The sequence below is a fragment of the Streptomyces sp. NPDC051315 genome (genome assembly GCF_044455165.1).
Taxonomy (GTDB): Bacteria; Actinomycetota; Actinomycetes; order Streptomycetales; family Streptomycetaceae; genus Streptomyces.
Map to the genome: position 1 here is coordinate 451,688 of NZ_JBITEN010000002.1, position 21,393 is coordinate 473,080.

Here is a 21,393-nt window from a genome sequence, read left to right on the forward strand (position 1 = left end):
GGCGCGCCCCCCCCCCCCCCCGGCCCCGCCCCCCCCCCCCCGGGGGGGGGGGGGCCGCGGCGGGCGCCGCGGGGCCCCCCCCCCCCCCCCCCCCCCCCCGGCGGCCGTGCGGAGCGTGGGGGCGCGGAAGAAACACGGACGGCAGTGCCTCGGCACGGTCCGGTTCGCCCCGCCGTGGGCCCGTTGTGGTGGCGGGCCGGAGGACGTCCGCGTGTGCGGCACGCCGTCGTCCCCGCGGGCCGCCTGGCCACCGCGCGCTCCCCGATCCCTGGCCCGCCGCGGGTCACGAGTGAGCGCGACCGGTCACGCAGTCCCGGCCGCGTACCGGGTCGGCCGCCCGGCCGGCGCGGTCATGACCGTCGTTCAGGACGAGGCGGCGCCGAGCAGTCCGGTCGCGGTGGCGCGCAGGGCCTTGCGGTCGGTCTTGCGGTTGGGGTTGAGGGGGAACGCGGACACGTGCTCGAAGCGGCGCGGGATCATGCGATCCGGCAGGTGGGCGCGGAGCCCGCGCACCAGCGCGGCCGGGGGCTGCCGCTCACCGGTGTAGAAGGCGACCAGCGCGGTCTGGCCGTCCGGCCCCGGGACCGCGACGGTGACCGCGTCCTGTACGCCGGCGAGTTCCCTCAGCCGCTGGTCGATCTCGGCGGGCTCGACCCGCCAGCCCTGTACCTGGACCTGGGCGTCGAGACGGTCCACGTACGCCAGCACGCCGTCGCCGATCCGGCGCACCCGGTCGCCGGTGCGGTACCAGCGGCGGCCGTCGCGCTGGAGGAAGCGGCCCCGTTCGTCGGCCGGGTCGAGGTAGCCGGCGGTCATCTGCGGCCCCGTGACGACGAGTTCGCCCTCGTCGGGAACGGGCTCGCCGTCGTCGCCGAGCAGGAGCCAGTCGTGTCCCTTGTGGACGGTGCCGATGGGCACGAACCCGTTGACGGCCCGGTCCGGCGGGTCCTGCGGTGACCAGCGGTGGCCGGTCACGGTGACGGTCAGCTCGGTGGGCCCGTAGAGGTTCTCCACGTACGAGTGCGGCGCCGCCCGGTGCCAGTCCTCGGCGTCCCGGCAGGTGAACGCCTCACCCGCGAAGAAACTCCAGCGCAGCCCGGGCAGTGCCCCCTCCCCCAGCCCGCCGGTGCGGCGCACCAGGGAGACCGCGCTGGGCGTGGAGAACCACACGGTGAGTCCGCTCGATGCGGCGAAACCCGGCAGGTCGCGGTAGGCGGTCGCGGGGATCTGCTGAGCCGTGGCTCCGGCGCCCCACGCGCAGAAGAGGTCGAACAGGGCGCAGTCGAAGTTCAGGTCGAACGTCTGGGAGAAGACGTCGTCGGGGGTGAAGGGGTAACGGGCGTCCAGCACCTGGAAGTAGTGGTCGGTGGCGCCGTGCGTGATCCGCACGCCCTTGGGACGGCCGGTGGAGCCCGAGGTGAACAGGATGTAGGCGGTGTCCTCGACGCGGGCCGGGCGGGGAGCGGTGAGCGCGTGCGCGGCATCGGCCCGGACGGTGCCGCCGTCGGCGGCGAGCACCGGCAGGGCGGGGCCGCCCGGTTCGACGGCGTCGGCCAGCAGGGCCCGTCCGGGGCCGTCGGCGACGACGGCGGTCACGTGGGCCGCGTCGAGCATCTGCCGGACGCGGGGGGCGGGGAAGCCGGTGCTCATCGGCACCACGGTCATTCCGGCGCTGAGGCCCGCCAGCACGCCGGTGTACGCGTCCGGGCCCTTGGCCGCCAGCACGGCGACCGTGCCCGGCCCGCCCCGGCCGTCGCCGTCGGTGGCGCGCAGCAGGGAGCCGGCCCAGGTCAGTGCCCGCTCGTGCAGGTGCCGGTAGGTCAGGGCCCAGCCGGGACCGCGCACCGCGGTCCGCTCGGGGGCCAGGGCGAGTCCGCGCAGGAACCGCGCGTGCAGGGCGCCGCCGTACGCCTCGGACATGGGGTGCTCCTCGGACGGTTCGTCACGCCCCGGCGTGGGGCCGACTGCGGGGCTGGAGGGCCAGCCGTGGATTGACGCGCACCACCTCGAAGGAGTCGGTGGTGCAGGCGACCCGGCCGAACAGGTTGTCCGGTCCGGCGACGTACACCGTCGTCACCCGCTGGCGGCGCAGTGCGGCCACCACCTCCGGCCAGCGCATGGGGCGGACGATGCCGTCGAGCAGAAGGGTGCGGATCTGGTCACCGGTGGTCAGCAGGGTGCCGTCGTGGTCGGAGACGACGGGCAGCCGCGGGTCGGTGAAGGGCAGCTTGCCCAGCACCTCGTCCTCGGCCCTGCGGCGCAGGTCGGCGAAGAGGGCCGAGTGCAGCGGCGGGCGCATGGTGTAGAGGGAGAGCCCGCCGAGGGAGCGCACCCGCTTCCTGAACCATTCGAGGCTGCTCTCGCGCAGCGACACCATGTACAGGTCGTGGTCGACGTAGCAGGAGATCTCGTACCACTCGCCGCGTGCGTCGAGTTCGCCCAGCATCTCCCGGAGCTGGTGCTCGGGGGTGCGGACGAAGGAGTGGGTGACCACGTCCGTGTGGTGCCGGGCGAAGTAGTCGTCCTGGCAGGCGGCCAGCCGGGCGGTCATCAGCACCGCGTCGGAGAACGGCAGACAGCCGGTGTGGGCCGCGGCCGTCTTGCCGCCGAAACTGGGCCCGGCACAGATCTCGGGGCTGATGCCGAGTTCGGCCTCCGCCCATTCGGCCAGCGCCAGGCAGTTGACGAGGAACGCCACCTGGGCCGCTTCGCTGTAGTCGTGCTCGGATTTCCGGTAACCGTCGATCAGCGAATAGCCGAGAACCTCTTCGGCGATGGCGACCAACCGGCGGGCGTACGGGTTGGCCACCATGAATCTGCCCACGTCCGCAAAGGACATCGCCCCCATGCCGGGGAAGACGAGCGCGGAGCGGGACGACGATTCCGTGCGCGAATCCATCTGCATGGCCATCCGCCTTCCGTTCATGCCGCAGGCGTCAAAAGTAGGGAACACCCGTTGGCCGGAAAAACCCCTACGGACCCTTGGCGGTCCTTAGGGGCGGACCCCGGACGCTAGGGGTTGGGCGGCCCGGGCGGCCGGAAATACGGTGTCTGCGCACATGAGGGAAGCCGTGTGGTGCGCTCCCCGCTGATCGGAGATGGGAATGAGCCGGCGCCGAGCCCGGACTCGCCGCACCCGGCATTCCGTTCACCAGGGAGATGTCACATGCGTGTCCTCATCACGACACTCGCGCTCGATTCGCACTTCTACAACACGGTGCCCATCGCCTGGGCGCTGCGCAGCGCCGGGCACGAGGTGCGGGTGGCCAGCCAGCCGGACCTCGTGCCCGCCATCACCCGCGCCGGGCTGACCGCCGTTCCGGTGGGCCAGGCGCTGCACCTGATGGAACAGTCGCAGCAGGCCCCGGAGTCGGCGGAGGCCGGCTACGGCAGCGGCTTCAACATCGCCGAGACCGACCCCGCCAAGCTGACCTGGGAGTACGTCCGGGACACGCTGGCCGCCTACGCGCACATCGCGGAGCTGTCCACCAACACGGAGATGCTCACCGACCTGACCCGGTTCGCCCGCCGGTGGCGGCCGGACCTGGTGCTGTGGGACGCGATGAGCTACGTCGGCCCGGTCGCCGCCCGGGCCTGCGGCGCCGCGCACGCGCGGCTGCTGTTCGGCACCGACCACTGGGCCCGGATGCGGGAGCTGTTCCTGCGCCTGGCCGCGGAGCAGCCCGAGGAGGCCCGGGTGGACGTGCTGCGGGACTGGATCACCGGCCGGCTGGCCGGACTGGGCTGCGACCCGGAGGGGGACGGCCGGTTCGACGAGGAGCTGGTGGTCGGTCAGCGCACCGTCGACCCGCTGCCGTCGTTCCTGCGGATCCACGCCGGGCTGGACCGCATCCCGGTGCGCCCGGTGCCGTACAACGGGCCGTCGGTGGTGCCGGACTGGGTGACGCACGAGCGGCCCGAGCGGCCGCGGGTGGTGCTCACCCTCGGCCTGACCCTGCCCGAGGCGTACAACGAGGGCTTCCCGATCGGCGACCTGCTGGCGGCGGCGGCCGAGATGGACGTGGAACTGGTCGCCACGGTCGGCTCCGCGGTGGCCGAGTCGCTGTCCGGGACCGCGCTGCCCGAGAACGTGCGGCTGGTGGACTTCGTGCCGCTGAACGAGCTGTTGCCGACCTGCTCGGCCATCATCCACCACGGCGGCATGGGCACCCTGCAGAACGCGCTGCGGCACGGCGTGCCCCAGGTGATCGTGCCGGGCTGGCTGTGGGACGAGCGGGCCACCGCGCTCGCGGTGGAGGCGCAGGGCGCGGGACTGATGATCGAGCCCCGCGACTTCCGGGCCGACACCCTGCAGGCCGCGGTGGAACGGGTGCTGAGGGAGCCCTCCTTCGCCGACAGCGCCGAGCGGCTGAGCAAGGAGCTGCTGTCCGCGCCGGCGCCGCGCGACATCGTGCCCGAGCTGGAACGGCTGGCGGCCGAGCGGGCATGAAGGGCATCCTGCTGGCGGGCGGACACGGCTCCCGGCTCCAGCCGCTGACGCTCGCCGTGTCCAAACAACTGCTGCCGGTCAACGACAAGCCGATGATCTACTACCCGCTGTCGGTGCTGATGCTGGCCGACATCCGGGAGATCACGATCATCTCCACACCCCATGACCTGCCGCAGATCCGGCGTCTGCTGGGCGACGGGTCCCATCTGGGGCTCCAGCTCGACTACGTGGAGCAGCCGGTGCCCGGCGGTCTGGCCGAGGCGTTCATCCTGGCCGCGGACAACATCGGCGGCGAGCAGGTGGCGCTGGTCCTGGGGGACAACGTCTTCCACGGCAACAACTTCTACGACATCCTCCAGCGGGCCGCCCGCGCCCTCGACGGGTGTGTGCTGTTCGGCTACCCGGTGGAGGACCCGGAGCGGTACGGGGTCGGTGTCACGGACGCGGAGGGCCGGCTGGTCTCCATCGAGGAGAAGCCGGCCCGGCCGCGCTCCAACCGGGCCATCGTGGGGCTGTACCTCTACGACAACGACGTGGTCGACATCGCCAAGAACCTGCGGCCCTCGCCGCGCGGCGAACTCGAGATCACCGACGTGAACCTGCACTACCTGCGGCGCGGCAAGGCCAAGCTGGTCGATCTCGGCCGGGGTTTCGCGTGGCTGGACGCCGGCACGCCGTCCTCGCTGCTCGCCGCCGGCCAGTACGTGTCCGTGCTGGAGCAGCGTCAGGGCGTGCGGATCGCCTGTGTGGAGGAGGTGGCGCTGCGCATGGGCTTCATCGACGCGGAGGCGTGCGAGCGGCTCGGCGCGCGTCTGCCGTCCTCGGCGTACGGGGCGTACGTCCGGGCCATCGCGGCCGAGTTGGCGTAGCCGTACGGCCGTGCCGGCCTGCCGTGACTCCGCGCACCGCCCGCCCGCCGGGCGGTGCGCGGCCGGTAAGCGCGCGGTGCTCGGGCGGTAAGCGGGGCCGCCCAGACTCGGAGCATGCACACTCCAGTCAACGGACGCGTCCACAAGGGCCTCGTCCTGGCCATCGCCTGCGCGGCCGTGGTCCTGCTGACCGTGGACCTGACCGTCCTGCATCTCGCCATCCCGAAGCTGATCGGCGATCTCGACCCCTCGGCTACCCAGATCCTGTGGATCGCGGACATCTACGGGTTCGTCCTGGCGGGTCTGCTCATCACCATGGGGTCGGTCGGTGACCGGATCGGCCGCAAGAAACTGCTGCTGATCGGCACGGTCGCGTTCGCCGGGGCCTCGTTGCTGACCGCGTACGCGCCGAACGCCGAGGTCCTGATCGTGGCGCGGACGCTGCTGGGAGCGGCCGGCGCGACCATCATGCCGTCCACCTTGTCGATCCTGCGGAACGTGTTCACCGACCCCAAGGAGCGGACCGCGGCGATCGGGCTGTGGAGCGGGATGTCGGCCTCCGGTTTCGTGCTGGGGCCGATCATCGGCGGGGCGCTGCTGAACAGCTTCTGGTGGGGCTCGGTCTTCCTGATCAACATCCCGATCCTGGTGGTGCTGTTCATCGCGGCCCTGCTGGTGCTGCCGGAGTCCCGCAACCCGCGTCCGGGCCGGCTGGACTGGCTGAGCGTGGTGCTGTCCACCGGCGGTGTCATCGGTCTGGTGTACGCGGTGAAGGAGGCCGCGCACGGCGGTGTCGGCCAGCCGAGGGTGTGGCTGACCGCGCTGGCGGGGGGTGCGGCGCTGGCCGTGTTCCTGGTACGGCAGACGCGGCTGACGCATCCGCTGATCGACGTGCGGCTGTTCCGCAGGGCCGCGTTCACCGGGGCGGTCTGCGCGAACCTCTTCGCGATGTTCGCCATGGTGGCGCAGTCGCTGATCTTCTCCCAGTACTTCCAACTCGTCCTGGGATGGTCACCGTTGAAGGCGGGCCTGGCGGGGCTGCCCGGCGCGGCGGCGTCCGCGGTGGGCGGTGGCGCGCTGGCCGCGCCGCTGATCTCGGCGATCGGCCGCGGGAGGACCGTGGGTCTGGGGCTGGGGCTGGGCGCGATCGGTCTCGCCCTGTACACCACGGCGGGCATGGAGTCCGACTACCTCATGCTGGTGGTGGCGATGGTGCCGGTGGGTGTCGGCTTCGGCATGGCGTTCGCGGTCACCGGCGACACGGTGCTCGCCACCGTGCCCAAGGAGCGGGCCGGTTCGGGGGCGGCGATCTCCGAGACGGCGATGGAGGTGGGCGGCGCGCTGGGCATCGCGGTGCTCGGCAGTGCGCTGAACTCGGCCTACACCAACGGCCTCGACCTGCCCGACGGAGTGCCGGCCTCGGCCGTGCCCGTGATCGAGGACTCCATCGCCTCCGCCATGCAGGTGGCGGCCACACTGCCGGCCGACCTCGCCGCCGGGGTCGTCGAGGCCGCGCGGCACGCGTTCGTGGACGCCTTCCACCTCTCCGCGCTGGTCGCCGCCGGTGTGATGGCCCTGGTCGCCGTCGCCTCGCTGGTGACTCTGCGCAACGTCCCCAAGGTCATCGAGGAGCAGGAGCCGGGCGACGAGCCGGCCGAGCCCCTTCCCACGGCCCACTGACCCTCCGGCTCCGGCGCTCCGACGGGGGCGCCGGACCGCGGTGCCGCTTCTCCCGTATCCCTGTCACGGGCGGCGGCCCGCAACGGGTGCCGCCGTCGCGGCCATCCCCCGTTCCGACGGCGGCGGCACCTCCCCCCTCGGGCCGGTCCCGCGCGAACCGCGTCCTCGCGGCACGCCGGGCCCCCCGGCCCGAGCGGGTCCGTCCCCGCTTCCTCAGGCGCGGCCGAGGAAGGTGAGGGCCTCTTCCGCGGTCATGGTGCGGCCGCGGTCGTACGCCTTCCGGTAGGTGTCCGGCGGCAGCAGCTCCCGCGCCCGGCGTACGGTCCGCGCCACATCCGGGTCCTGGTCCAGGGAGATGCCGCGCAGTCCGGCACCCAACCCCAGCAGCAGCGCGGCTTGTTCCGTGTCGCCCTCCAGCAGCACCACGCCGGCCAGCGCCTCCACGACCCCGGCCGCGCCCGCGAGATTCCGGCCGCCGATCATCACGTCCAGCGCCCGCTGGTGCCACTCCCTGGCCCGGGCCGTGTCGTCCTCGGCCTCGGCGATCCGGCCCAGCGCCACGAACACCCTGGCCCGCAGCTCCTCCACCGCGAACCATCCGGTGGCACAGCCCGCGAGGGCCGCCTCCACCAGCCGACGCGCCTCGGTGAGGTCACCGCTGAGCCGGGCTATCTCGCCCAGTCCCCATTCCACGGCGGCCGGCCGGGTGGGCGCCCCGGCCTCCCGGGCGGTGCGCGCCGCCCGTTCGTAGGCGGTGCGGGCGGCGGCGAAGTCCCCGGCCCGGACCAGCCCGTCACCCTTGCGGCACAGCAGGTCGGCCAGGTCCTCCACGGCGCCGAGCTGCCCGGCCGACTCCAGCGCCTCGTCGTACAGGGCCATGGAGCGCCGCCCGTCCCCGCGCCAGCCGGCCAGCATGGCCAGCTCGGCGAGGCACAGTGCCGTGCCCCAGCGGTCCCCGGTGGACCGGAAGCCGGTCAGTGAGTCCTCGAACTGCCGTTCGGCCTCGGCCACGTCACCACCGAACAGGGCCATGTGCCCCCGGCCGAGCCGGATCAGCGCGTCGGACCAGGGGTCGGAGCGCTGGGCACCGCCGGCGAGGGCGGCCGGACGGGGCGTGCCGGTGCCCATGCCCCACAGCACGGTCAGGAAGGGGTGACGCGGCGGCCACTCCAGCTCCACCATGATCTCCTCGGCCCGCTGCCAGTACGGCTGGAGGGTGAAGCCGCCGGCCGCGCCGCCGCTGCCGGCGGCTGCCGCGTTGAGCACGCACAGCACGTACTCCTCCTCCAGTCCCTCCGGCGGCGCGCTGCCGACCGTGCGCAGCAGCTCGGCGGCCGCCGCGGCGCCGTGGCCGCGCAGGCCACGCAGCCACCAGTAGGAGGACAGGGCCGCGATGAGCCGCAGGGCGGTGTCCTGGTCGGCGCGGACCGCCCAGTGCAGGGCCGCCTGGAGGTTGGCGTGCTCGGCGGCCAGCCGGGAGAGCCAGTCGAGCTGGTCGGCGCTGCGCAGGTACGGCTCGGCGGTGCGGGCCAGGTCCAGGAAGTACTCCGTGTGCCGGCGGTGGACGCGCTCCTCCTCACCTGCCTGGGCCAGCCGTTCGGCGCAGAAGGCACGGACGGTGCCGAGCATCCGGTAGCGGCCGCCGTCGCCCTCGATGAGGGACTTGTCGGCGAGGCCGGTGAGCCGCTCCACGGCCTCCGCGTCGGACAGTTCGCAGACCCGGCCGGCGGCGCCGAGGGTGAAGCCGCCGGCGAAGACGGTGAGCCGGCGGGCGAGCCGCTGTTCGTCGTCCTCCAGCAGGTCCCAGCTCCAGCCGACCACGGCACGCAGGGTCTGGTGGCGGGGCGACGCGGTGCGGCTGCCCTGGCTGAGCAGCCTGAACCGGTCGTCGAGGCGGGCGGCGACCTCGTCCACGGGCAGGGAGCGCAGCCGCGCCGCCGCGAGTTCGACAGCCAGGGGCAGTCCGTCCAGGGCACGGCAGACCCGCACGACGGGGACGACGGTGGCGGCGTCGACGGAGAAGTCGGGCCGTACGGCCATGGCGCGGTCGGCGAAGAGCCGCACCGCCGGGTACTCCAGTGCCTCGGCCGCGCTGACCCCCTCGGGCGGGGCGGCGAGCGGTGGTACGGGACAGAGGACCTCTCCGGTGATGCCCAGCGCCTCGCGGCTGGTGGCGAGGACCCGGACCCGGGGGCAGGAGCTGAGCAGGCGGAAGACGAGGCGGGCCGCCTCCTCCACCATGTGCTCGCAGTTGTCGAGGACCAGCAGGATCTCGGTGTCGGACAGGGCGGCGACCAGGCGTTCGACCGTGTCCGGGGGCTGGCCCTGACGGCCGCCGGCGTGGAGCACGCCTTCCCGCACGCCGAGCGCGTTCAGCACCTGCCGGGGCAGGTCGCCGCCGTCGCGCAGGCCACCGAGGTCGGCGAAGGCGACATCGCCGGGGTCTCGGCCGGCGGCCTCGATGGCGAGGCGGGTCTTCCCGGAGCCGCCGGAGCCGACGACGGTGACCAGGCGGGCGCCGCCGCCGCGGTCCAGGGGACCGAGGAGCCGGGAGACCCGTTCGAGTTCGTCACGGCGGCCGACGAAGCTGGTGAGCTGGGCGGGTGGTCCGGTGCGCGCGACGGTGGCGGGCTCGGAGGGAGCGGGTGCGGCGACGGTGGTGAGGGAGAGGTCGCCGCGGAGCACGGCCAGGTGGACGGCGGCCAGTTCCTCGGAGGGGTCGTTGCCCAGCTCCTCGGCGAGGATACGGCGGGCGTCCTCGTAGACGGCCAGGGCGTCGGCGCGGCGACCGCAGCCGTACAGTGCCCGCATCAGCTGGCCGCGGGGCCGTTCGCGCAGCGGGTGGGCTGCGACGAGCTGCTGGAGTTCGGTGACGAGCTCGCGGTGGCCGCCGAGGGCGAGTTCGGCCTCGGCGCGGTCCTCGACGGCGGCCAGCCGCAGTTCCTCCAGGCGGTCGGCGCGGGCGCGGGCGGTGGGGGCCTCCCCGAGTTCCACGGGGACCGGGCCCTGCCAGAGGTCGAGGGCCTGGCGGAGGGTGGCCGCCGCCGCGGCGTGGTCGCCGGCGGCGAGCTGCCGACGGCCCTCGGCGGCCAGGCGCTCGAAGCGGCGGGCGTCCACGCTGTCGGGGTCGACGGCCAGGCGGTAGCCGACGGGGTGGGACTCGACGAGTTCGTGCGGGGCGGCTCCCCGCAGGTCGCGGCGGAGCCGGGACACCTGTGACTGCAGGGCGTTGAGGGCGTCGCCGGGCGGCTTGTCGCCGTACAGGCCCTCGATGAGGGCGTCGACGGTGACCACCCGGCCGGCTTCCAGGGCGAGGAGGACGAGCAGGGACCGGGCGCGAGGGCCGCGGACGGCCACCGAGCTCCCGTCGTCGCGCCGCACCACGAACTCGCCCAGGACCCCGAACCACATGGCGTCAATTATTGCCCAGTGACGGCCTGTTAGGCGCACGGGTGATCTCCGGGGACGCCGTTTCCCCGAGGGCGGGGTCGTGGCCGCCGAGGGTGTCGTAGCGACGCTGCACATGGAGCAGGTCGGCGTGGAGGTCGGCGGAGCCGATGCGGCGCGCGGGAGCCGTGCGGGCGGTGGTGCGGCCGAGCGGGAGTGAGCCGGTGTCGGCCCAGCGGAGCCTGCCGTCGCCGTCTATGTAGCTGCGGGTGCGGCCCCGGTTGTCGGGGTGCAGGCACCAGGGGACGTCGAGGTAGCCGCGCGCGAACGCCTTGACCAGGCCGGCGCCGGGGTCGGGGTCGAGGTCGAGCACGGCGTGCACCAGGGCCGCGGCCTCCTGGTAGGTCTCGCTGTCCGCGGTGGCCGTCTCCCGCGGGGTGGGCGGTGCGGCCGCGCGGGCGGCGGTCCGCGCGGAGCGGGCCGCCGCCTCCAGGGCGGCGACGTTCTCGTCGATGGTGGGGATGCGGCGGGACTCCGCGACGGTCTTGACGATCAGCCGCTCGGCGCCGGTGTGCACGGCCAGCGCGGCGGCGTCGGCCAGCAGGCCGTAGGCGCCGCGCTCGGTGACCGGGTACAGCCCCATGTAGGCGTAGACCACCACGTGCCACGTGGGGGTGGGCAGCAGTTCGGCGCAGAGCCGCCGCAGCGCCGCCACCGCCTCCCGGTCCTGTCCCGGGTGGGTCTGCTGGGCGTAGCTGACCGAGACGTCGCGCACCCCGTGCCGGTGGAAGAACAGCGCCTCCAGCACCGAGACCGCGACCAGCAGGCTCGGCGGACACAGCTGGCCGAGCAGGCACCCGCCGAAGGTCTCCAGGTGGGGCTCGGTGCCCCGTTCGCGCAGGGCGGCGAAACGGCGTACGCCCTCGGTCCAGTTGCGCACCGACTCGGCCAGCGGGGTGCGGCCGTACGGCAGGCAGTAGGAGACGGGGCCGCCCTCGGTGGCGTCGATGCGCTGGTCGATCAGGGCGGCGAAGATGCGCTGCGGGACGGCGGAGCCGTGCCGGACCTGAACCGGGAAGGCGCGGTCGCGGATGCCGGCCAGCATCCGGGCGGTGACGTCCGGGGCGTGCGCGGTGATCGGGTAGCCGTTGAGTTCCCGGCCGTGGGCCAGGGCGTCGGCCAGGGCGCTCGTCTCGCCGAGCCGGGTGTAGCTGTCCAGGGTCACGGTGCCGACGGTGACCGCGCGGGCGGCCTTGGTGGCGGCCAGCCCGGCGCGCATCCGGCGGGGGTCGTCGAACCCCATGCGGGGCTGGACGACCAGGCGTCCGGCGCCGCCCGCCCGCCGTACGAAGCTTCCGAAGTCCCCGGCGTCCGCGACGTCCCCGGCCGGGCCCGCGGCCGGGATGGGCGGCGGGCCCAAGCGGGGCGCGGGCCGGCCGCCGGGGTTCACGGTGTGCCCGGGGCTCCGGACCGGACGCCCGTGAGGGCGGGCGCGGGCCGGGCCGAGTCCAGGTAGCGGCGCAGGTCCTCCTCCTGGCCGTCGTCGAAGACGGCGTCGAAGCCGGCCCCCAGCAGGGCCGCCGCCTGACGGCCGCGTTCCGCTGGGGAGGCGGAGACACCGAGCTTGCCGCCGATGACCAGGGGGACGGTGGCGAGTTCGGGGCGGGCCCGCAGGGTGCGGGCCAGCCGCAGCCCGTCGGCGTGCCCGTGGCCGTTGACGCTGCTCACCACCACCAGGGCGGGGTCGTGGCGCAGGCACTCCGCCAGCAGGAGCTCCTCGGGCACGCAGGGGCCGAGGTTGATCACCCGGTAGCCCGCCTCCTCCAGGAGCAGCTGGAGGAAGACCAGGTTCCAGGTGTGGGAGTCGGACGCCACGGTGGAGACGATGACCGTGCCCGCGGTGTCGAGGGGGCGGTCGTCCCCGGTGCCGGGCCGGACGCTGGGGAGGTGGTTCACGGGGCGGGCTCCGGGGCGGGCCGGCGCGCGGTGGCCGGGGTGATCGGGGTGGCCGGGGTGTCGTCGGGTCCGAGGGGCACCCGCCGGTAGTCGATGCGGGTGGCGGAGACGATCTCCCCGTCGCGCAGGGCGACTTCGGCGGGCGCGGGGCGGCCGAGGAACGCCAGCAGGCTGGCCGTGGGGCCGTAGGCGCCGGTGTTGGGGACCGTGATGACGTCGCCGGGGCGCAGTCCGGGTCCGGGCAGGTCACGGCTGAGCATGTCGCCGGGGGTGCACAGCGGGCCGACCAGGCTGGCGGTCACCGTGGGGGCGTCGCCGGGTGCCGTGGTGGCGACGGGCTCGACGTGGGTGGGCAGGAGCCGGCCCAGGCCGGACATGCCGCCGAAGACGTTGATGCCGCCGTCGAGGATGACATGGGTGCGGCCGCGTCCGGTCTTGACGTTGGTGACGCCGAGCAGCAGGGTGCCGGCGCAGGCGGTGAGGTAGCGGCCGGACTCGAAGGCGATCGCGGGGCCGCCGGTACGCCAGCCCGGAAGGTGGGTGTCCAGCATGGCCTCCAGCTCCCCGCGCAGGTCGGGGTAGCTGTCGCGCGGGCCGGGCACCCCGTAGGGAGCGGCGAAGCCGCCGCCGAGGTCCAGCAGCTCCAGCGGCAGGCCGAGGTTCTCGGTGATCCGGGCGGCGGCGGCCACGGTGTGCCGGAACTCGCCGATGAGGTTGGCCTCGTCCTCGGCGTTGCTGAGCGGGAAGAAGTGCAGTCCGACCGGCCAGGCGCCCTCGATCCGGCGCAGCTCGGGCAGTGCGGCGGGCAGGTCCTCGGCGTCGAAGCCGAACTGGCTGGGCCGTCCGGTCATCCGGATGCCGGTGGTGGCGCCGCCCGCGGCGGTGTTGACGGCGTTGACCCGCAGGAGACACCCGGCGGTCAGTCCTCGCTCGGTGGCGGCCCGGCCGACCCGGCGTACGTCGCTGACCGAGTCGGTGGAGAAGGTGCGCACCCCGAGGTCGAGGGCGTGGCCGATCTCGGCGGCGGTCTTGCCGGGTCCCGTGTAGAGGCAGTGGGCGGGGTCGAAGCCGGCTTCCAGGGCGGCGTGGAGTTCGCCGCTGGAGCTGATCTCGGCCCGGCATCTGCCGTCGTCGCCGCGCAGGGCGCGGGCCACGTCGGGGTGCGGGTTGGCCTTGAGCGCGTAGAACAGCACGGCCCCTTCGGGCAGGGCGGTCAGCAGCTCGGTGCGGGCGGCGGTGGCCTCGTCGAGGTCGTAGAGGTAGAGCGGGGTGCCGAAGCGTTCGGCCAGTTCGGTGCGGAGGCCGGATGCCGTGCCGGTCACCGGGCGCCCTCCCGGACCAGGGCGGCCAGTTCGTGGCGGGCGTTCTTGCCGTGGCCGGTGAGGGGCATGCGCGCCACCACCCTGCACAGGGCGGGCACCTTGGCGGCCTCCAGTCTGCCCGCCAGGGCGCGCAGCACGGCGTGCGGCTCCAGGTCGTCGGCCTCCACCACGAGGGCGAGGTCGGCGCCGTCGGCCGGCGGCACGACGGCCGCGGCCCGCACGCCGGGGACGTCCATGGCCGCCGCCTCGATCTCGACGGTGCTCATCCGGATGCCCTTGCGCTTGAACATGTCGTCACGGCGGCCCTCGAAGTACAGGTACCCGTCGTCGTCGAGGCTGCCGTAGTCGCCGGTGTGCAGGCGCAGTCGGCCGGTGCGCGGGTCGGGGCGGAAGGAGCGCGCGGTCTGTTCGGGATCGCGCCAGTAGCCCGGCATCACGTGCGGTCCGGTGACGACGATCTCGCCGGTGTGGCCGCTGGGCAGTTCGTTGCCCTCCTCGTCCAGGATCAGGACGCGGGTGCCGGGCAGCGGCAGCCCGACCGAGTCGGGCCGGTCCCGGTCCTCCGGGGGCGGCATGACGGAGACCCGCTTGCACTCGGTCTGGCCGAACTGGCGCACCACCCGGACGCCGGGGAACAGGTCCCGCAGGGCCCGGATGGTCGCGGGCGGCAGGGCGGCGCCGGTGTTGGTGAACATCCGCACCGGCGGCAGCCGGTCGGGGTCGCGCCGGGCCAGGGAGACGATCATCTGGGCCAGGGACGGGACGACGGGCACCACGGTGGCGCCGGTCTCCCGCATCCGGGCGAGCAGGGTCAGGTCCGCCTCCTCGTCGGCGAGGACCAGTTCGCCGCGGCCCAGGCAGGTCAGCAGCACCTTGTAGAGCCCGTAGTCCCACGAGAGGGGGAAGCGGCAGAAGACCACGTCGTCGGCGCGGTATCCGAGGACGTCCACGATGGCCCGGGAGGCGAAGGTGATCTGCGCGTGCGGGCAGATCACGGCCTTGGGGACGGCGGTGGAGCCGGAGGTGTACACCAGGACGGCGATGTCGTCGGGGCGCACGGTGACCGGCGGGGCGCCGGCCTCGCGCTCGGCGAGCTCGGTCACGGCGGGCCAGATGTCGGCGAGTTCGTGGACCGGTACGGGCGACAGTTCCCGCAGCCGCGGCGCGGTCGGGCCCGACACGATGACGAGGGCCGGCTCGGCGTTGCCCAGCACGGACTGGAGGTGGAAGGGCTTCATGCCGGGGTTGAGCGGAACGAAGACCACTCCGCGGGAGACCGCGCCGTAGAACAGGGCGACCAGGTCCCGGCGGCTGGGTGCCTGCACCACCAGGCGGTCGCCGGGGCGCAGCCCCCGCGCGTCGAGCCAGGCGCCGAACGCGCGGCTCGTCCGGTGGAGTTCCCGGTACGTCCATCCGCCGGCCGCGTCGCGGACCGCGGCGCCGTCGGGCACGGCACGCGCGGCCTCGTCCAGCAGTTCGTGCACCAGGAGCGGCCCGTTCACCGGGAATTCGGTGGCGGCCTCTGAAACCGCGAGTTCCGTCATGGTCTCTCCGCTTCGCTTTCGCGCGTGTCCGCACCGCATTGTGTTTTCCGGTTCTTCCGGCACAGTAGGGACGGCACGGCGGCCGAAACACCCCTAGCCGACCCCTGAGGGCGGTGATAAGGGTTGCCACCGCGGACGGTGGGGACTGCGATGGGGGGGAAGACAATTCTCGGTTCGGATGCGGAGCAAACCATGTGGGACGAGAAGTTCGAAGCGATCGTGCGTCGCCATCTGCCGTTCCTCGGTCATGAGGAGGAGTTGACCGCGAACACCGCGCTGCGGGACCTGGGCCTGGACTCGCTGGGCACGGTGGAGTTGCTGAGCGACTTGGAACACGCCTATGACCTGCGGTTCGTGGACGACGCATTGACCCTGGAGACGTTCGCCACGCCGGAGCGGCTGTGGCTGACGCTGCTCGGGCGGGACGCCTCGGCCGCCTGAACCGGGGTCCGCGCACGACGACCGGGCCGGAGCCCTCGGGGGCTCCGGCCCGGTCGTCGTCTGCCGCGTCCTGGTGGTACGACGGTGGTGACCCGGCTTCCGTGCCGGTTATTCAGAAAGGCTCCAGAGGAATTCCCCGAGTACGGTCCGAAAACGTTCCGGTTCTTCCAGATGGGGCTGGTGGCTGGACTCCTCGAACAATTCCCAGCGGACGTCCGGAATGTGTTCTGCGTAGGGCCGCACCGTGACCGGGGTGGCCTCGTCGTGGCGGCCCGATATGAGGAGGGTGGGCACCGCGATGTCGGGGCAGTGTTCCACCACCGACCAGTCCTTCAGGGTCCCGATGACGTGGAACTCGTTGGGGCCGTTCATGGTGTAGTAGACGGTGGGGTCGTTGGAGATCTCGTAGAACGAGGCCATGAACTCCCTCGGCCACGGCCGCAGCCGGCACACATGGCGGGCGTAGAAGACCTTGACCGCCTCCCGGTACTCCTCGCTGTCGGTGGTGCCGGCCGCCTCGTGGCGCCGCAGGGTGTCATCGACGCCCGGCGGGAGCTGCGCCCGCAGCACCTTCATCTCCTCCAACCACAACGGGTAGGAGGCCGGGGAGTCGGCGATCACCAGGCCGCGGAGCCCGGTGGGGCGCTCCGCGGCGTGCCGGGCGGCCAGCAGCCCGCCCCAGGAGTGGCCGAAGAGCACGTAGTCGTCGGCGATGCCGAGGCCCTCCAGGAGATTGGCGAGTTCGTCCCGGAAGAGCCGCACGGTCCAGAAGTCCGCGCCCCGGTCCGGCAGGTGGGTGGAGCCGCCGTTGCCGAGCTGGTCGTAGTGGACGACGGGCCAGCCGTCCTCGGCCAGTTCGGCGATCCGCAGCAGGTAGTCGTGGGTGGACCCGGGCCCGCCGTGGACCACCACCAGGGGCGGGCGGCCGTTGCGGAGGTCACCGGTCACCCGGTACCAGGTGTGCCACTCACCGAAGGACAGCACCCCCTTGGCACTGGGGGCGGCGAGGCGGGGAGCGGTTGCCATGGGCGATCACCTCTGCAGTGGGCGGCTGGGCCGGGCGGGAGACGGACCGCGGTCCGGGACGGCGCCGGTCCCGTCCCCGGGGCACCTGGGACGCTACGCACCGCCCCCGCGGTGGCCAACCCCTAACCGGGTCCCCGGCCCCCTACCACCGAGGGCGTTCCCCCCGGGCGCGCCCCGTCAGCCTCCCGGCGCGCAGTGCTCGGCCACCCCCGCGCCGACCGCCGATTCCGCGGCGAGGCAGGAGCGCAGGTCCGCGCGCCCGGAGACACGGAGCTTGCGGTAGACGCGGGTGAGGTGCTGCTCCACGGTGCTGACGGTGATGAACAGCTTCCCGGAGATCTCCCGGTTGGTCTCGCCGGCCGCGGCCAGTTCCGCCACCCGGAGCTCCGCCTCGCTGAGCATGGCGGTGTTCAGCCGCTGGTCGGGGACGACCGTCGTCTCCTCGACCGTGGTGATGGCGCTCTCCGGGAGCAGGGTTCGGGCCAGGCGTTCGGCGCCGCAGCGCACCGCGGTGTGCCAGGCCTGCTGCCCCGTGGCGCGGGCTCTCGCGGTGTCGTCGGCCTCCTGGTGGGCGCGGCTGAGGTCGGTCAGCACCAGGAAGTGCTGGTACCTGTCGCGTCCGCCCGAGACCAGCTCGGCCGCGTCGGTGAGCACGGCGCGCCGGCGGCTGCGGTCCACCAGCCGCGCGTACACGCGCAGATGCGCGCCGCGCAGGTGGGGGTGCCGGCCGCGGGCCTGGTTCAGCTCGCTCTCGGTCATGCGGCGGGCCTCGCCGCGGTCGCCCAGGGCGAGGGCGGCCTCGGCCTGGCCCAGCCGCCAGAGGGCGAGCACCGGCTGGGCCAGCCCCCAGGAACGGACGCGTTCCTCGCAGGCCCTGAAGTCGCGCTGGGCGGCGGTGTACTGGCCGAGGGCCAGGCGGTGGCGGCCCCGGGCGTGGAGGTACTGCAGGCCGTAGAACGTCTGGTACGTCTCCGGGTGCAGGCTCCAGGACAGGTACTCCTCGGCGCGTTCGGTGTCGCCCCGGGCGGTGTGCACGGCGACGAGGACGCTCAGGGGCAGGGCGAGGGCGACTCCCCAGGCGCGGGGCGCCATGTGCCTGAGGGCTCTCTCGGCCAGTTGCTGGGCGCCCGGGAGGTCGCCGCGCCGACGGGCGATCTCGGCGCAGACCGCCTGGTGCATGCCGTGCGACAGCGGGCAGACGAGCCGCTCGGCGTCCTGGACGGCCCGGGTGGCCCAGCGCTCGGCGGCGCCGAGTTCGCCGGCGTAGAGCAAGGCCTGCAGAACCGATCCTGCGGTGTCGCCGGTGAGCCGCCGGTCGGCCAGCACCTCCTCCGCGGTGGCCGGGACGTTGGCGTGGCCCGTCTCGCACAGCGCGCGGGACAGGGCGGTGAGCGGGCGGAGCGAGGCCGAGGAGGTCTCCAGGAGCCGGTCCAGCATCCGCTCGTCGGCCCGGCGGATCCGGTCGAGCAGGCCCGGGTGGCTCAGCCGGGCCCAGTCCAGGAAGTTCTGGATCTCGGTGCGGAGCGGGCCGTCGGCGCACCGGTCGGCCACGTCCAGCAGCATGGTCACCGCGTCCTCGACGTGTCCGTGCCAGAGGAAGATCCTCAGCAGGGTGAGCGTCTCGTGGTCGGGGACGTGGCCCTTCTGCTGGAGCTCGAAGCACTCCTGGAAGTACTTGGTGACACGGGCGGGGTTGAGCCGCCATCCGACGCGCAGGAACTCGCTGACGACGAGGCCCCTCTCCTCGTCGGAGAGCAGACCGCGCAGCGCCAGCTGGAGGCACTTGAGGGCGAACTCCCAGTCGTACTGGCCGGCCGCCTCCCGGGCCGACTCACGCAGCACCGCGGTGGTCCAGGATTCGGCGACGGTGTCGGCCGCGACGAGGTGGCGGGCCACCTGGAGCGAGCTGTGGCCGTCCGCCTCCAGCAGGGCGGCCGCCCGGTGGTGCAGTTCCCGGATCCGCTCGAACTCCGGGTCCGCGAGGACGACGTGGGCGACCCCCGGGTGGCGGAAACGGAATCCGTTGAGCACGCCGGCCGCCTCCAGGTCCCGCAGGTGCCGGGTGACGTCCTCCGGTTCGCGCATGAGCAGCTGGCACAGCAGGTCGAGGCCGGCGGCCGGGCCCAGCAGGGCGATGCCGCGGGCCACGGCCATGGCCTGCGGACCGCTGCGGTGGAGCGAGGTGAAGACCGCCAGCGCCGAGACCCTGCCGGGTGTGGGCATGCCGGTCCCGGTGCTCTCGGGGCCGTCGTCGTCGGTGAAACGGGTGGAGGACCACTCCTCTATGAGGGCCCGCAGCGCCAGCGGATTGCCGCCGCTGTAGCGGTAGTAGTCGGCGGCGTTGCGCTCGGCCACGTCGGACCCCAGACTGCCCGCCACCACCTCGGCGACACCGGTGCGGGACAGCGGCCGCAGGCGGATCCGGCGGCAGTGCGGGGCGCGCAGCAACTCGGCGTGGAAGAGCGGCATCTGTTCGTAGGAGCAGTCGGAGGCCGCGAGCACCAGCATGATGCGGGCGGTACGGCAGATCCGGACCAGGTGAAGGATGCCGTCGAGGGAATCGGGATCGGCGTGGTGCAGATCGTCGATCACGATGAGGAGCGGGAGCCGGTCGGAGTGGCGGACGATCTCCTCGGCGGCCCGTACGGGGCTTCTCCCGGTGCGCCTCACGGAAACCGGAAAGGCGTCTTCGGCAGTGCCCGAATTTTCATCGGCGAACGCCCCGTCGCTCCCCTGCAGTTCTCGCCGCAGTCCATCCGCGAGCTGGTCGAACAGTGCCCGGGCCCCCTGACTGCCGGGCATATACATGTGCGCCCGCATAACCTTCAGACTGCCCTCCCGGGCTATCTCGGCCAGCGAATGCGTCAGCTCGGTTTTCCCTACCGCGACGGGCCCGGTGATAACGGCGACGCTCCCCCGGCCGTTATTGACACCCCGTATGAGTTCTCTTAGTTCGGAAAGTACGCGTGCACGTTCGACTAACATCCTTCTCCCGTGTTCCCCCAGTTGCCGCCGAGATTCCCCTGCCTATGGCGCTTCTCGCCCCGGCGGTCAAACTACCCGGTTACTCGAACTACTCGATGTTTCGCACGTGTTAATCCTCGGTGGCGGCCTGCCGATAACACCTCCCCTGACAGGCGGCACCGCCACGCCGTGATGCTCCACCAATCGCAAGCGATTCGTCAAGGTTTCGCAAAGGAAGATCGGGATGAATACCGGCGGTGATCGCCGGTGCGGCCGCCGGCGGGCGGGCCTTACCCCACCGGGCGGCCCGACGGCGGGCTCGGGACGTCGTGAGCGGGGAGGGCCGTCAGCGGCCCTCCTCCCCGGTCCGGGCGACGGCCACGAAGACGCCCCGGTCGGCTCGGCCCGCCGGCAGCAGCGAGGCCTGGAAGCCCGCCAGGGCGAAGGCGTTCTTGTACTCCTCCAGGGAGTACAGGGCAAGATCCTGGTGGTCGACGAAGTGGCGTACGCCGTCCGGCTCGGAGACCAGGTAGTGCATGTCCACCTGGGAGCGGGCGCCCTCGGTGCGCCAGTGCCCCATCCTGGAGATGGTCACGCCCTCGTGCTCCACGGTGGCGTGGGCCAGGACGCCGCCGTTCCACCGCTCGCGGAGGATCCACGGTTCGACGATGAGAACGCCACCCGGGGCGACATGGGCGGCCATGCGCGATATCGCGGCCCGTAATTCCTCCGGACCGCCCAGATATCCGATCGAGCTGTACATCGAACAGACGACGTCAAAGGTGCGGCCGAGGTCGAACTTCCGCATGTCGGCCTGGTGAACGGCGACGTTCCCGAGTTTCCGGCGGGCGACCCGGACCATGGACCCGGACAGGTCGACGCCGGTCACCGAGAATTGCTTGGCGAGGTACCGCAGATGTTCTCCGGTGCCGCAGCCCACGTCCAGCAGGGTCACGGGATCGCTTACATGACGCCGGGCCAGATCACCGATCAGCTCGGCGTGCTCGGCGTAGTCGTATAAGGCGCAATAAACACGGTCGTACACTTCGGCGAACTGGTCGTCGTACAAGCTCGCTCACCCTGTCTCACTGAGAGTACGGAGGAGCCCGCACGCCGACCGGCCGTTATCGCCGGTTTCCCCCGAAGCGCAACTGACATGCCACCAGCCGGTCGTTTCACCAGGGCCGCACGATATCACGGGGACCAGAACTTGTCACATTGTCGCACTTACTCTTCGGATCATGATGGTGGAATACGGAATACCGCGGTCCGCGGTCACATTCGATCTTCACGACATCCGTTGTCCGTCTTCGAGTGCGATGCCCGGGAACTCCTACGGGCGGCCCGTGCCGGGAGGCTCCTCCTGCGGAGGAGACTCGGGTGGCGGCTCGCCCCGGCCGACCATGACCCGTCCGCCTCCCGTCACCTCCGGCCTCAGGTCGACCTGGACCTGATGGGTGGTCTGGCGGTCGACCGTGCCGTCGAGTTCGGCCGTCACCACACCGATGCGCACCCCACCGCGGCCGGTGCCGGAGCGGTGCACCTGGACCGTGAACGTCAGGTTCACGTTCTCCACGGTGAAGCCCAGGGAGCGGCCCCGCGCCTCCTCCCGGGCCTGCTCCAGCTCGCCCCGGATCTGGCGTATCACCTCGGCCAACCCCACGAACCCCGGCACATCCGTCAACTCGCGACCCCCGCAAGCTCGTTGATCCGTTGTCGCCCCAGTATGCGGCAGGACCCGGCGCCCGTATAGT

15 protein-coding genes are annotated in these 21,393 nt (G+C 73.1%); 4 read left to right on the forward strand and 11 right to left on the reverse strand.

All coding sequences use genetic code 11. The features are described from left to right. Positions 1-363 precede the first annotated feature (363 nt). The gene (locus ACIBBD_RS05020; protein ID WP_399417885.1) at positions 364-1,920 is read right to left on the reverse strand and encodes an AMP-binding protein; all 1,557 of its coding nucleotides are present in this window, start codon (positions 1,918-1,920) and stop codon (positions 364-366) included. Positions 1,921-1,942: 22 nt separating this feature from the next. Further along, positions 1,943-2,905 carry an ACP S-malonyltransferase gene (locus ACIBBD_RS05025; RefSeq protein WP_399417886.1) on the reverse strand — a complete coding sequence of 321 codons (963 nt, stop codon included), beginning with the start codon at positions 2,903-2,905 and terminating at the stop codon, positions 1,943-1,945. 261 nt (positions 2,906-3,166) lie between these two features. On the opposite strand from ACIBBD_RS05025, the gene ACIBBD_RS05030 reads away from it, so the two are divergent. The 3 genes from ACIBBD_RS05030 to ACIBBD_RS05040 all read left to right on the forward strand — a co-directional run bounded on the left by ACIBBD_RS05030 (position 3,167) and on the right by ACIBBD_RS05040 (position 6,999). After that, the gene (locus ACIBBD_RS05030; RefSeq protein WP_399417887.1) at positions 3,167-4,450 is read left to right on the forward strand and encodes an activator-dependent family glycosyltransferase; all 1,284 of its coding nucleotides are present in this window, start codon (positions 3,167-3,169) and stop codon (positions 4,448-4,450) included. Continuing rightward, the gene (rfbA, locus tag ACIBBD_RS05035) at positions 4,447-5,319 is read left to right on the forward strand and encodes a glucose-1-phosphate thymidylyltransferase RfbA (protein WP_399417888.1); all 873 of its coding nucleotides are present in this window, start codon (positions 4,447-4,449) and stop codon (positions 5,317-5,319) included. Before ACIBBD_RS05030 ends, rfbA begins: the two co-directional genes overlap by 4 nt. A gap of 114 nt (positions 5,320-5,433) precedes the next feature. Next, positions 5,434-6,999, forward strand: a complete 1,566-nt coding sequence (locus tag ACIBBD_RS05040; RefSeq protein ID WP_399417889.1) for an MFS transporter — start codon at positions 5,434-5,436, stop codon at positions 6,997-6,999. A gap of 213 nt (positions 7,000-7,212) precedes the next feature. Here the strand turns inward: ACIBBD_RS05040 and ACIBBD_RS05045 are convergent, their stop codons facing one another. From ACIBBD_RS05045 to ACIBBD_RS05065, 5 genes are read right to left on the reverse strand one after another with little or no spacing between them, the layout of a single operon-like run. Further along, entirely contained in the window at positions 7,213-10,410 is a 3,198-nt protein-coding gene (locus ACIBBD_RS05045) for an AfsR/SARP family transcriptional regulator (RefSeq protein ID WP_399417890.1), read from the reverse strand. 4 nt (positions 10,411-10,414) lie between these two features. Further along, complete coding sequence (locus ACIBBD_RS05050; protein ID WP_399417891.1) at positions 10,415-11,806, reverse strand: methylaspartate mutase; 1,392 nt, start codon at positions 11,804-11,806, stop codon at positions 10,415-10,417. Between the two features lie 26 nt (positions 11,807-11,832). Further along, positions 11,833-12,342 carry a cobalamin B12-binding domain-containing protein gene (locus ACIBBD_RS05055; protein WP_399417892.1) on the reverse strand — a complete coding sequence of 170 codons (510 nt, stop codon included), beginning with the start codon at positions 12,340-12,342 and terminating at the stop codon, positions 11,833-11,835. Continuing rightward, a complete protein-coding gene (locus ACIBBD_RS05060; RefSeq protein ID WP_399417893.1) occupies positions 12,339-13,664 on the reverse strand; it encodes a type III PLP-dependent enzyme in 1,326 nt (441 codons plus the stop codon). Before ACIBBD_RS05060 ends, ACIBBD_RS05055 begins: the two co-directional genes overlap by 4 nt. After that, positions 13,661-15,208 (reverse strand): AMP-binding protein, encoded by a 1,548-nt coding sequence (locus ACIBBD_RS05065; RefSeq protein ID WP_399417894.1) that lies wholly within the window; start codon positions 15,206-15,208, stop codon positions 13,661-13,663. The genes ACIBBD_RS05060 and ACIBBD_RS05065 overlap by 4 nt, the downstream gene beginning before the upstream one ends. A gap of 192 nt (positions 15,209-15,400) precedes the next feature. Here ACIBBD_RS05065 and ACIBBD_RS05070 point away from each other — a divergent pair, with 192 nt between their 5' ends. After that, complete coding sequence (locus tag ACIBBD_RS05070; protein WP_399417895.1) at positions 15,401-15,649, forward strand: acyl carrier protein; 249 nt, start codon at positions 15,401-15,403, stop codon at positions 15,647-15,649. Between the two features lie 108 nt (positions 15,650-15,757). Here the strand turns inward: ACIBBD_RS05070 and ACIBBD_RS05075 are convergent, their stop codons facing one another. The 4 genes from ACIBBD_RS05075 to ACIBBD_RS05090 form a co-directional block, all read right to left on the reverse strand. After that, complete coding sequence (locus ACIBBD_RS05075) at positions 15,758-16,675, reverse strand: proline iminopeptidase-family hydrolase (protein WP_399417896.1); 918 nt, start codon at positions 16,673-16,675, stop codon at positions 15,758-15,760. A 177-nt stretch (positions 16,676-16,852) separates the two neighbouring features. Further along, entirely contained in the window at positions 16,853-19,660 is a 2,808-nt protein-coding gene (locus ACIBBD_RS05080) for an AAA family ATPase (RefSeq protein WP_399417897.1), read from the reverse strand. Between the two features lie 325 nt (positions 19,661-19,985). Continuing rightward, positions 19,986-20,708 carry a class I SAM-dependent DNA methyltransferase gene (locus tag ACIBBD_RS05085; RefSeq protein ID WP_399417898.1) on the reverse strand — a complete coding sequence of 241 codons (723 nt, stop codon included), beginning with the start codon at positions 20,706-20,708 and terminating at the stop codon, positions 19,986-19,988. 264 nt (positions 20,709-20,972) lie between these two features. After that, the gene (locus ACIBBD_RS05090) at positions 20,973-21,314 is read right to left on the reverse strand and encodes a trypco2 family protein (protein WP_399418136.1); all 342 of its coding nucleotides are present in this window, start codon (positions 21,312-21,314) and stop codon (positions 20,973-20,975) included. Positions 21,315-21,393 lie beyond the last annotated feature (79 nt).

Bases quoted from the DNA above. Each gene is read 5' to 3' on its own strand.
- ACIBBD_RS05020 (WP_399417885.1), bottom strand. From the start codon at position 1,920: ATGTCCGAGGCGTACGGCGGCGCCCTGCACGCGCGGTTCCTGCGCGGA.
- ACIBBD_RS05040 (WP_399417889.1), top strand. From the start codon at position 5,434: ATGCACACTCCAGTCAACGGACGCGTCCACAAGGGCCTCGTCCTGGCC.
- ACIBBD_RS05065 (WP_399417894.1), bottom strand. From the start codon at position 15,208: ATGACGGAACTCGCGGTTTCAGAGGCCGCCACCGAATTCCCGGTGAAC.
- ACIBBD_RS05075 (WP_399417896.1), bottom strand. From the start codon at position 16,675: ATGGCAACCGCTCCCCGCCTCGCCGCCCCCAGTGCCAAGGGGGTGCTG.
- rfbA (WP_399417888.1), top strand. From the start codon at position 4,447: ATGAAGGGCATCCTGCTGGCGGGCGGACACGGCTCCCGGCTCCAGCCG.
- ACIBBD_RS05025 (WP_399417886.1), bottom strand. From the start codon at position 2,905: ATGCAGATGGATTCGCGCACGGAATCGTCGTCCCGCTCCGCGCTCGTC.
- ACIBBD_RS05045 (WP_399417890.1), bottom strand. From the start codon at position 10,410: ATGTGGTTCGGGGTCCTGGGCGAGTTCGTGGTGCGGCGCGACGACGGG.
- ACIBBD_RS05070 (WP_399417895.1), top strand. From the start codon at position 15,401: ATGTGGGACGAGAAGTTCGAAGCGATCGTGCGTCGCCATCTGCCGTTC.
- ACIBBD_RS05030 (WP_399417887.1), top strand. From the start codon at position 3,167: ATGCGTGTCCTCATCACGACACTCGCGCTCGATTCGCACTTCTACAAC.
- ACIBBD_RS05080 (WP_399417897.1), bottom strand. From the start codon at position 19,660: ATGTTAGTCGAACGTGCACGCGTACTTTCCGAACTAAGAGAACTCATA.